Annotated in this window: 9 protein-coding genes and 1 rRNA gene; 5 read left to right on the top strand and 5 right to left on the bottom strand. The window is 38.2% G+C overall.

All coding sequences use genetic code 11. The features are described 5' to 3' along the window. Positions 1-289: 289 nt before the first annotated feature. Together edd and GTH25_RS16295 are read left to right on the top strand one after the other, a co-directional pair. Entirely contained in the window at positions 290-2,146 is a 1,857-nt protein-coding gene (gene edd, locus GTH25_RS16290) for a phosphogluconate dehydratase (protein ID WP_075673077.1), read from the top strand. A 77-nt stretch (positions 2,147-2,223) separates the two neighbouring features. Beyond that, positions 2,224-2,865 (top strand): bifunctional 4-hydroxy-2-oxoglutarate aldolase/2-dehydro-3-deoxy-phosphogluconate aldolase, encoded by a 642-nt coding sequence (locus GTH25_RS16295; protein WP_075673078.1) that lies wholly within the window; start codon positions 2,224-2,226, stop codon positions 2,863-2,865. An 89-nt stretch (positions 2,866-2,954) separates the two neighbouring features. On the opposite strand, the gene aceK is transcribed toward GTH25_RS16295, so the two are convergent. The 3 genes from aceK to aceB all read right to left on the bottom strand — a co-directional run bounded on the left by aceK (position 2,955) and on the right by aceB (position 7,704). Further along, a complete protein-coding gene (gene aceK / locus GTH25_RS16300) occupies positions 2,955-4,658 on the bottom strand; it encodes a bifunctional isocitrate dehydrogenase kinase/phosphatase (RefSeq protein WP_075673079.1) in 1,704 nt (567 codons plus the stop codon). A 76-nt stretch (positions 4,659-4,734) separates the two neighbouring features. Further along, on the bottom strand, positions 4,735-6,042 hold the full coding sequence (aceA, locus tag GTH25_RS16305; protein ID WP_156734269.1) for an isocitrate lyase: 1,308 nt from the start codon (positions 6,040-6,042) through the stop codon (positions 4,735-4,737). Positions 6,043-6,111: 69 nt separating this feature from the next. Beyond that, positions 6,112-7,704: a malate synthase A gene (gene aceB, locus GTH25_RS16310; protein WP_075673081.1), complete on the bottom strand. Its 1,593-nt coding sequence runs from the start codon at positions 7,702-7,704 to the stop codon at positions 6,112-6,114. A gap of 340 nt (positions 7,705-8,044) precedes the next feature. Between aceB and metA the strand changes: the two genes are divergently transcribed. Continuing rightward, entirely contained in the window at positions 8,045-8,974 is a 930-nt protein-coding gene (metA, locus tag GTH25_RS16315; RefSeq protein WP_099660513.1) for a homoserine O-acetyltransferase MetA, read from the top strand. Between the two features lie 56 nt (positions 8,975-9,030). Here metA and GTH25_RS16320 read toward each other — a convergent pair whose 3' ends face one another. Next, complete coding sequence (locus GTH25_RS16320; protein WP_099660514.1) at positions 9,031-10,134, bottom strand: glycerol dehydrogenase; 1,104 nt, start codon at positions 10,132-10,134, stop codon at positions 9,031-9,033. 252 nt (positions 10,135-10,386) lie between these two features. Between GTH25_RS16320 and GTH25_RS16325 the strand changes: the two genes are divergently transcribed. Together GTH25_RS16325 and idi are read left to right on the top strand one after the other, a co-directional pair. After that, a complete protein-coding gene (locus GTH25_RS16325) occupies positions 10,387-11,031 on the top strand; it encodes an epoxyqueuosine reductase QueH (protein WP_109419923.1) in 645 nt (214 codons plus the stop codon). A 134-nt stretch (positions 11,032-11,165) separates the two neighbouring features. Then, the gene (gene idi / locus GTH25_RS16330; RefSeq protein ID WP_109419922.1) at positions 11,166-11,702 is read left to right on the top strand and encodes an isopentenyl-diphosphate Delta-isomerase; all 537 of its coding nucleotides are present in this window, start codon (positions 11,166-11,168) and stop codon (positions 11,700-11,702) included. 124 nt (positions 11,703-11,826) lie between these two features. Here the strand turns inward: idi and rrf are convergent. Next, positions 11,827-11,942, bottom strand: a 5S ribosomal RNA gene (gene rrf / locus GTH25_RS16335). Positions 11,943-11,965 lie beyond the last annotated feature (23 nt).

Consider the following 11,965-nt stretch of genomic DNA (forward strand, 5'->3'; position numbering starts at 1 on the left):
CTTGTCATCAACAACAAGGAAGGTATTTTCCAAAATAAAACGATTCAGCTTGGTAAAAAACCTACTTTTTCCTCTTTATTCCCATCAAATATTAAAAAACTGTTACTTATCACCTTAAAAAATTGACGTCGATCACAGATGTTGTTTAAGACCTATTAAGAGTATTGCAACTCTTCTTGTTACCCGTAACAATGTTACCGGTAACAAATACTATAGCGAATTTAAATATTCTTTTTCTAAAGCTAATAGTAACGCTCATCACCCTTGTGTGAATAAAGGAAGCATCATTATGAACCCTAAAAATCATGACCCAATTCAGAACGACTTTGTCCCCCTTAACGAGACAGTAAAACAAGTGACTGAGCGTATTATTGCTCGTTCACAAGCGACTCGTCGTGCTTATCTGAACAAAATTGAAACAGCAAAAAGCCAAACCGTGCATCGTGCTCAATTGGCTTGCGGTAATTTGGCTCATGGTTTCGCAGCTTGTCAGGTAGAAGATAAAAATCGCCTGAAAAATATGGTTCATAATGATATTGCCATTATCACTGCTTACAATGATATGTTATCGGCTCATAAGCCGTATGAAGATTATCCTCAAAAAATTAAAACAGCATTACATGCTGTTGGTGCAGTAGGACAAGTCGCAGGCGGTGTTCCTGCAATGTGCGATGGTGTTACTCAAGGTCAAGATGGCATGGAGTTGTCGCTCCTTAGTCGTGATATTATTGCAATGTCTGCGGCGGTCGGTTTGTCTCATAATATGTTTGATGGCGCACTCTATTTAGGGATCTGCGATAAAATTGTTCCTGGGCTGACTATGGCTGCTCTCTCTTTTGGTCATCTTCCTGCTATTTTTGTCCCAGCAGGCCCTATGACTAGCGGTTTGCCAAACAAAGAGAAAGTTCGTATTCGTCAACTTTATGCTGAAGGTAAGGTTGATCGTAATGCTTTATTAGAAGCCGAAGCAGCGTCTTATCATAGCATTGGAACCTGTACTTTTTACGGCACCGCAAACTCTAATCAAATGGTCATGGAAATGATGGGATTACATTTACCCGGCGCTTCCTTTGTTCATCCAGATACACCACTACGTGATGCATTAACTGATGCGGCGGCAAATCAGATTGTACGATTAACCGAAAATTCAGGTAATTATCTTCCTATCGGTCAATTAGTTGATGAAAAAGTCATTGTTAACGGCATTATTGCGCTACTAACAACAGGAGGTTCAACTAATCTAACCATGCACTTAGTCGCAATGGCACGCGCGGCAGGTATTATTATTAATTGGGATGATTTTTCTGAACTATCACGAGTTGTTCCTCTTATTGCACGCATTTATCCTAATGGCCCTGCTGATATTAACCAATTTCAAGCAGCCGGTGGTATTGCACTGATCATTCGTGAGCTACTGAAAAAAGGTTTAATCCATCGGGATGTAAACACTGTTGCAGGATTTGGTATTGAGCGTTATACCTTAGAGCCTTGGTTAAATGACGGCAAACTTGATTGGCGTGAAGGCGCTATAAGCTCTTTAGATAAAGATGTGATTGCGGATATTAATACCCCATTCTCATCACATGGTGGCACACAAGTGATGCAAGGTAATTTAGGTAGAGCCGTAATGAAAACCTCTGCGGTACCTGATGAAAATAAAATCATCGAAGCGCCTGCTGTTGTGTTTAATAGCCAACATGATATTGCTGCTAAGTTTGAAGCTGGTGAGCTAAATAAAGATTGTGTGGTTGTTGTACGTTATCAAGGACCACAAGCGAATGGTATGCCTGAATTACATAAACTTATGCCACCTTTAGGTGTATTAATGGATAAAGGCTATAAAGTCGCATTAGTTACAGATGGCCGACTTTCAGGGGCTTCAGGTAAAGTACCCGCCGCAATTCATGTTACTCCAGAAGCGGTAAATAGTGGTTTACTATCCAAAGTACGTGATGGTGATATCATTCGCGTTAATGGTCAAACAGGTGAGTTAACGTTGCTTGTTGATGAGCAAACATTAAATGCTCGCCAAGATGAAATTCCTGATTTAAGTGCCAATAATACAGGCTGTGGTCGTGAGTTATTCGTTAATTTACGCCGTCATTTATCAGGTGCTGAACAAGGTGCTTGTTGCATTGATTTTTAATGTAGGCAAGTTTTGAAGCTTAACGAGGAGCAGATTAAATTCATTTGCTCACCACTTTCTGATTAGGAAATACAATCATGGATCATTGGAATACAAGTGCAGAGTCTGTACTAAAATCAGGGCCTGTTGTTCCTGTTATTGTTATCAACCATATTGATGATGCCGTCCCTGTTGCAAAAGCTTTAGTCGCCGGTGGTGTAAAAGTTTTAGAAGTAACATTACGTACAGAATGCGCAATTGAGGCGATCCGCCGTATTGCCAAAGAAGTTCCTGAAGCTATTGTGGGCGCAGGTACAGTAATTAATCCTCAACAATTAGCGCAAGTCACTGAAGCAGGTGCTCAATTTGCTATCAGCCCAGGATTAACAGAAGCGTTACTCAAATCAGCTGTTGCGGGAACTATCCCTTTAATTCCGGGCATTTCGACAGTGTCTGAATTAATGCTGGGAATGAGCTACGGGTTAAATGAATTTAAATTTTTCCCAGCTGAAGCTAATGGTGGAGTGAAGGCATTAAAAGCAATTGCAGGACCATTCTCAAAAGTCCGCTTCTGCCCAACAGGCGGTATTTCGCCAGAAAACTACCGTAATTACCTTGCACTTGAGAGTGTGCTTTGCATTGGTGGCTCTTGGTTAGTGCCTAATGATGCAGTGAAAGCAGGTGATTTCCAGCGTATTACTGAATTAGCTAAAGAAGCCGTCGCTGGCACTCAGCGTTAATTATTTCTGTATAAGAATAAGTTTTATCCAATAAAGGTAGGTATCCCCTTGTACCTACCTTTATTTTTATCTTTTCTCCGGATTATTTATTAAATAAATCGCTTAGATTGAGAATAGGCATAAACATCTTCGATATACCCTTCTTTAATCTTTTGCTGTTGTTGCTGCCAATATTCTGGGGATAAAAGCTCACGATGTTGAGCTTCAAAATAGTGGCAAACTTGCTTATCACTACATAAAAAATAGCGAAATTCTTCAGGAAATACATCATTGATTGCAACGCTATACCAAGGCTCGCTCGCTAATTCATCTTCAGGATAACGAGCCGACGGGATAGCACGAAAATTCATATCTGTCATATAACTAATTTCATCGTAGTCATAGAAAATCACACGATGGTGCCGAGTCACACCAAAGTTTTTAAACAGCATGTCGCCGGGAAAAATATTCGCCGCGATAAGCTCTTTCAACGCTTGCCCATAATCTTCAACAACAGCTTTAAGTTGATTTTCATCGCACTGCTCCATATAGATATTGAGCGGTATCATTCTACGTTCCATATAAAGATGGCGGATCAGTATTTTATCACCCAGATCTTCCAACTTATTGGGGATCTCTTGTTCAAGGATCGCCATTAATTCAGGGCTAATTCTTTTCTTATCGATCACAAAATTTTCAAATTCTTGAGTATCCGCCATTCGTCCAACACGATCATGCTCTTTAACCAATTGATAGCACTCTTTTACTCGCTCTGCAGTGATCGTTTTTTGTGGTGCAAACTTATCTTTAATCACTTTAAAAACACGATCATATGTTGGTAATGTAAATACCAACATCACCATACCTTTTACCCCAGGAGCTTCAATAAATTGCTCTGATGAAAAATTCATAAAGGCAAGATATTCTCGGTAATATTCTGTTTTACCATGCTTTTGGCATCCAATAGACATATAAAGCTCAGCAATAGATTTACCTGGTAATATATCTCTTAGCCAAGCAACTAATGCCGCAGGAAATGGGGCATAAACCATAAAATAAGAACGAGCAAAACCAAAAACAATACTCGCTTCATCCGCAGAGATAAGGCAAGTATCAATCAGTAGCTGTTGCTCAATATTATGAATGGGTAATAGGAATGGAATATATTGATTATCAATAACAATTTTACCTATTAGCCACGCAGCTTTATTACGATAAAAGAGTTCGTTTGCAATATGAAATATCGCATTGTGCAATTGTTCAGAAGTGAACTGAGCAGTAAGTACATCACAGATAGAGTGAATATCGCGTTGTTTATTTTGCCACGGTAACCGCAAAGGTAGGCGCGATAAAATATCTTGCACTAATGTCGGTAAATCACTCTGAATAACAAACTGCTTTGATAATGGTCGAGGTGCTTGTGTAAAGCGGTAAGCCGGTTGTGATGAGAAAACAAAAAGATTCTTTTTATTCAATTCACGATGGTAAAACAGACGACAATAAACAGAATTAAAAAAGCTTTCGGCAATCTCAAATCGAGGGTAATTGGGCAATAATTGCGTATAATTCTCTTTCACCTTTTGTAGAAAAAGACTTTCTTTGTCAATATCATGTCGAATACATTTAAGTTGTTCAACCACCAATCCCACATGATTATCGTATAAACGGATGCGCTCTTTCATCGCGATTTGGACACCATGCCAATCTGCTTGCTCAAAACGATATTGTGCTCCTGATGTTATCTCAAGAAAGCGACCATATTGAGCATCAAAGCCTTGTAAAATTGTTTGAGCAATCAAATTTTCTGGCGTCATTCACAACCTCACGAAAAAGAGGAGCATCCTGCTCCTGAATTATCACCACAAAAACAGATAATGATATTTTGGGATCTTAGAATTGTTGCTCTTCTGTTGAGCCTGTTAGTGCCGTTACAGAAGACATACCACCTTGAATAATTGTCGTTACTTTATCGAAATACCCTGTTCCCACCTCTTGTTGATGCGATGAGAAGGTATAGCCTTGATTAAGCGCCGCAAACTCTTTTTCTTGTACCTTCTCAACATAATGTTTCATACCTTCGCCCTTGCCATAATCATGTGCTAGATCGAACATGTTGAACCACATGCTGTGAATGCCAGCTAAAGTAATAAACTGGAATTTATAGCCCATCGCAGAAAGTTCATCCTGGAAATGCGCAATCGTGCGGTCATCAAGATTCTTTTTCCAATTAAAGGAAGGCGAACAGTTATAAGCCAGCATTTTCCCGGGATATTTATCATGAATAGCTTCTGCAAACTTAGCTGCCATTTTCAGATCAGGAAGTGATGTTTCACACCAGACCAGATCTGCATAAGGGGCATAGGCAAGACCACGGCTAATAGCCTGATCAATTCCCGCGTGAGTACAGAAGAAACCTTCAGGCGTACGTTCTCCAGTTAAGAACGAGCTATCATAAGGATCGCAATCTGAAGTTAAAAGATCGGCGGCATCGGCATCTGTTCTCGCAACAAGTAAGGTAGACACATCAGACACATCCGCAGCTAAACGCGCAGCGACCAGCTTTTGTACCGCTTCTTGGGTTGGAACTAATACTTTTCCTCCCATATGTCCGCATTTTTTTACCGCTGCTAGCTGATCTTCAAAGTGAACGCCCGCAGCTCCAGCTTCAATCATCGCTTTCATTAATTCAAAGGCATTTAATACTCCTCCAAAACCTGCTTCAGCATCAGCCACAATGGGAAGGAAAAAATCAATATAATCTTTATGTTGAGGACCAATACCATTTGACCACTGAATTTGATCAGCCCGTCTAAATGTATTATTGATACGCTGAACAACATTAGGAACAGAATCAACCGGATATAAAGATTGATCAGGGTACATACTTGCTGCCGTGTTAGCATCTGCTGCTACTTGCCACCCTGAAAGATAAACAGCTTCTAACCCTGCTTTTGCTTGTTGCAATGCTTGTCCACCCGTTAAAGCACCTAATGCATTAACATAACCTTTCTTTGATTTTCCATTTAATGATGACCAAAGCCTTTGAGCGCCGCGTCTTGCTAAGGTATGTTCTGGGTTAACCGAACCTCTTAATTTAATGACATCTTCAGCGCTATAAGGACGGGTAATACCTTTCCAGCGAGGTTGTTCCCACTCTTTCTCTAATTGGGCGATTTGCTCTGATCTACTAATAGTCATAAAAACAGCTCCTATAAATACGATAGTGATGATGTTTGCAGTTTATAAATACGTTTTGACGTATCTTTTTTAATTTAAAAGTTGGTAACCCGGTAAAGTCAGAAAATCGACTAATTCATCTTGGGTTGTAATCTTATCCATCAAAGAAGCCGCTTCTTTAAAACGCCCTTCTTCAAAACGAGTTTCACCGACTTCTTGGTGTATGACTTCAAGCTCTTCTTTCAGCATTTTACGAAAGAGATCTTTAGTCACGACTTGCCCATCAGACAGTGTTTTTTGATGGCGGATCCATTGCCAAATAGAGGTACGCGATATTTCTGCTGTTGCCGCATCTTCCATTAATCCATAGATAGGTACGCAACCATTACCCGAAATCCAAGCTTCGATATATTGCACAGCAACACGAATATTAGCTCTCATGCCCTTTTCTGTGCGCTCTCCAGTGCAAGGTGCCAATAACATTTCTGCTGTTATTTTTTCATTACGTTGCACATCAAGTTGATTTGAACGTGCCCCCAATACAGCATCAAAAGCAGACAATACTGTTTCAGCAAGGCCTGGATGAGCAATCCAAGTACCATCATGGCCATTTGTTGCTTCAAGCTCTTTATCATCAAATACTTTTTTCAAAATAATGCCATTTTGCTCTGGATCTCGACTTGGGATAAACGCAGACATTCCCCCCATCGCAAAAGCACCACGTTTATGGCAAGTCTGGATCAGTAAACGTGAATAAGCACTTAAGAAAGGTTGAGTCATCGTGATCCCTTGTCTATCAGGCAATACACGATCAGGATAATTTTTTAATGTCTTGATATAGCTAAAAATATAATCCCAACGACCACAGTTAAGTCCAACGATATGCTCTTTCATATGGAATAGAATTTCTTCCATTTGGAAAACAGCGGGTAAGGTTTCAATTAATACTGTGGCTTTAATGGTTCCTGTTGCTAAACCAAAGCGTTTCTCTGTGAAATGAAAAACATCACTCCACCATTTAGCCTCTTGCCATGTTTGCAATTTAGGAATGTAAAAATAAGGGCCACTCCCTTTTTCTAATAAGGCTTTGTGGTTATGGTAAAAATACAGAGCAAAATCAAATAATCCCCCTGCAATAGGCTTGCCTTGCCATAACACATGCTTCTCAGGAAGGTGAAGACCTCTTACTCTGGCAATCAATACCGCAGGTGACGCTTTAAGCTGATAACACTTGCCTTGTTCATTGGTATAAGAAATGGTGCCTTTGACGGCGTCACGCAAATTGATTTGACCATCAATCACTTTGTCCCATGTAGGTGCTAAGGAATCTTCAAAATCAGCCATAAAGACTTTTACGTTAGCATTTAATGCATTAATGACCATTTTGCGATCAACAGGTCCCGTTATTTCAACACGACGGTCTTGAAGATCTTTTGGTATAGGATTAACTTTCCATTCCGATTTTATAATGGAATCAGATTCCGAAATAAAATCAGGAAGCTCGCCATTATCAACTCTGTATTTCCAGCTATCCCTTTCAGCTAATAAAGCATGGCGTCTATCTGAAAATTGATTTACCAAATCAGCCAAGAATAACTTAACATCTTGATTTAATATCTCTTTTTCCTGATCACCAAAAGATTGCGTAAAATTTAATTCTTCTGTAGTTAATGATTGTGACATTCTGCATTCCCCTAAAAGCTTTTGCACACCTGATTAAGACTAATGCAGTTTTTACAAAAATCAAAAATGAATTCCATTTTTATTTAAATAATTTTTAACAATGTGATTACATCGGTGTTTTTTTATTGTACAAAAATCAGAATTTCAAAAATAACTCGAGGGATCTGGAAGAGATCGATAATAAACAGAGAAAAGGAATGGTTAATGCTTGATGATTTTAGCTATATAGCTTTTTCTTATATGAATATTCTTCATGCACAACATGAAGACCTCGACATTCAAAAGGTTATTAGCTAAATTTAGGCTTCTAGATGTCTAGAAGTTTTTAGAGGTTATTGAAATGCCAATTAGAGTACCCGATGAGCTACCCGCAGTCAGTTGTTTACAAAAAGAGAATGTCTTTGTTATGACATCCAGCAGAGCGAGTATTCAAGACATTCGCCCTTTAAAAGTACTTATCCTTAATTTAATGCCAAAGAAAATAGAAACAGAAAATCAATTTCTGCGATTGCTTTCTAATAGTCCTCTTCAAATTGATATTCAATTATTGCGTATTGACTCTCGTATTCCTAAAAATACACCTGTAGAGCATCTCGATACTTTCTATTGCGATTTTGACCAAATTAAAGAGCAAAATTTTGATGGCCTTATTGTCACGGGCGCGCCATTAGGGTTAGTTGAATTTGAAGATGTAGCTTATTGGGATGAAATAAAAGAGGTGATTACATGGGCTAAAGAGCATGTTACTTCTACACTCTTTATTTGTTGGGCGGCTCAAGCTGGATTGAATATCTTATATAACCTTCCTAAATATACGCTAGAACAAAAAATTTCAGGCGTATATAGCCATAATACTTGCTCACCATATTCACTGTTAACGCGAGGATTTGATGAGACTTTCTTTGCTCCCCATTCTCGTTATGCCGGTTTTCCTATCGACTTTATTCAAAATAATACTGATTTGGAGATCCTTGCAACTTCGGAAGAAGCAGGTGCTTATTTATTTGCATCAAAAGATAAACGAGTTGTTTTTGCAACAGGACATCCTGAATACGATCCTAATACACTCGCAGATGAATATCACCGTGATGTTAAAGCAGGATTAGATCCTCAATTACCAGAAAACTATTTTCCTAATAATGATCCGAACAAAAAACCTATCGCTTCTTGGCGTAGTCATGGACATTTATTGTTTGCAAATTGGTTGAACTACTATGTTTATCAGATAACACCGTTCGATCTTGCTCAAATGAATCCAACATTAGACTAAAGAAAAACCCCAAACTTAATTTGGGGTTTTAAGATAATCATTTGCCAAGCTAAGAATTATTTATAGCGATGAGCCAATGCGTTAGCTGCAATCATTGCATTATAAACATCTTCTTCAGTCACTCTCATTGGCATATTGCCCATTGTGTCGCCTTCAGCACAGGCAATTTTAGCAACAGTACGCCATTCGCTTTCAATAAATTCTTTCATACCCATATCTTCAAGTGTCAGTGGTAATTCTGCCGCTTTGATAATACGGATCACTTCATCAATTTCTTCTTGTGCTGCATTTTCTAACACTAGCTGAGTTAATAAACCAAATACTACTTTTTCACCATGTTGAACACGGTGTAAAGACTCAACTGCAGACATACCATTATTTACTGCGTGAGCAGCTGCTAAGCCACCTGCTTCAGCACCAACACCACTAAGGTAGATTGTTGCTTCAATAGTTTGCTCTAATGCAGGAGTGGTAATTTTATGGCGAATCGCATCCATTGCTTTATCAATATTTTCACTTAGCATTTCAAAGCAAAGTTGCGCTAAACCAAGGCCTGTACGTGATGGACGTTGATTAACTAAATTTAAGCCGTCAGCTTGATAACAAGCACGAGCTTCAAAGTAAGTTGCTAGTGCATCACCAACACCCGCCGAGAAAAAGCGTTGTGGGGCTGATGCGATAATAGCGGTGTCTGCGATAACAACATCAGGGTTTTGTGGTAAGAATAAATATTTATCAAACTCACCATTTTCTTTATATAGCACAGACAATGCAGTACAAGGTGCATCCGTTGAAGCGATTGTTGGGAATAAAATAACAGGGATGTGCTGATAATAAGCAACTGCTTTAGACACATCTAATGTCTTACCGCCCCCAATACCAATAATAACGTTCGCTTTATTTTCAACGGCAATTTTACCTAAGCGATTAACTTCTGCCTCAGTACATTCATAATTAAATTTTTCAACCATTGAAACAATGCCATTTTCTTTTAGAGAAGGAACTGCTTCTTTAGTTACTTTTTCTAAAAAAAACTCATCACTAATAATAAATGCATTATCACCAAAATCTTTTACATATTTGCCGACAGAAGACAGTAATTGGCTACCAATAAAGAATTTTTTTGGCGAGGTTACAGAGCGAGGTAATATAGATGACATAACTAAATTCCTTTATTTTAGATTTTGCTACAAACAGTAGCAGAATTAGTATTTCATCTTACCTCTCATCATAATATGAATCTAGTAAACTCTCTGATAGTCATTACCTAAATCATTTTCGTTCATCATTTTTAATTTATATAAAACAAGTGGTTATTTTTAAATAATTTTAAAAAAGCAGATTACCTACGTATTTATTACTATAATAAAGACATCATTTTACAACTAAAATAATGTTATTTAGGATCATCTATGACTCTTATACGAGAAAAGCTCACATTACCTGCAGATGCAAATAAGCTTTTACTACACTCTTGCTGTGCTCCTTGTTCTGGTGAAGTCATGGAAGCATTACAAGCTTCAGGTATTGATTACACTATCTTTTTCTATAATCCCAATATTCATCCCCAAAAAGAGTATTTAATTCGTAAGGAAGAGAATATTCGTTTTGCTAAAAAACATAATATTCCTTTTGTTGATGCTGATTATGATACAGATAATTGGTTTGAAAGAGCTAAAGGAATGGAAAAAGAGCCTGAGCGTGGTATTCGATGCACAATGTGTTTTGATATGCGCTTTGAAAGAACAGCCCTTTATGCCTTTGAAAATGGCTTTTCCGTTATTTCCAGTTCACTTGGGATCTCACGTTGGAAAGATATGAAACAGATAAATGGCTGTGGTGAAAGAGCAGTAGCACCTTATCCTAATATGGTTTATTGGGATTATAATTGGCGTAAAAAAGGAGGCTCAGCCAGAATGATCGAAATAAGTAAACGTGAACAATTCTACCAACAAGAATATTGCGGCTGTATTTATTCATTAAGAGATACAAATAAGCATCGAAAATCACAAGGTAGAGAACTTATTAAGATTGGTGTTCAATATTATACCCCTTAGATCTTCCTTTCCTTTTATTCTAGGCATCATTCCTGTGATGCCATAAAAAGAACAACACAATAAATCATTATTTGATATACAGTCATGTTATATTCACGCTATAACAATATATTATTTTATTAAGGTGATTTCTTGTGGAAGACGCTGTCATTCTCGTAGATAAAAATGATAATGAGCTGGGAACAATGCCAAAGCTTGAAGCTCATATTGTAGGCGCCTTACATCGAGCCTTTTCAATATTTATTTTTAATTCAAAACAGCAGTTACTTATTCAGCAACGTGCAATATCTAAATATCACTCTGGTGGTTTATGGGCAAATACATGTTGTAGTCACCCGCTTCCAAACGAATTACTTTCAGATGCTATTCATCGTCGTCTAGATGAAGAATTAGGTATGAAATGTGATATGCAATCTATTGGAACTATTCTGTATAACGAAAAAGTGACAGATGATCTGATAGAGCATGAATTTGATCACCTATTTCTTGGGTTTAGTAACGAATTACCACATAGCAATCCAGATGAAGTAATGAATTATCGCTGGATCTCTCTTGATTCTCTTTATCAAGATATTCAAGAGAATGCACAAAATTACAGTGTTTGGTTTCGTTATATATTGAACAGGATGGGGATTGAGCAATTTTCTCGTTGGAGCCAAGGTATTATTTAGCAATTATCCTATTAACAGCCTCAATATAAAACAAACAACTCGTGTTTTTAGACTTTTAAGCTATATAAAAACCCCAAACGCAAAAAAGCCAACCCATTGGGTTGGCTTTCTCGTCTTATTTAATGCCTGGCAGTTCCCTACTCTCACATGGGGAGGCCCCACACTACCATCGGCGCTACAACGTTTCACTTCTGAGTTCGGCATGGATTCAGGTGGGTCCGCTGCGCTATGGCCGCCAAGCAAATTCTGTCTAATTACCCGTT

The sequence above is a fragment of the Proteus terrae subsp. cibarius genome (assembly GCF_011045835.1).
Lineage (GTDB): Bacteria > Pseudomonadota > Gammaproteobacteria > Enterobacterales > Enterobacteriaceae > Proteus > Proteus cibarius.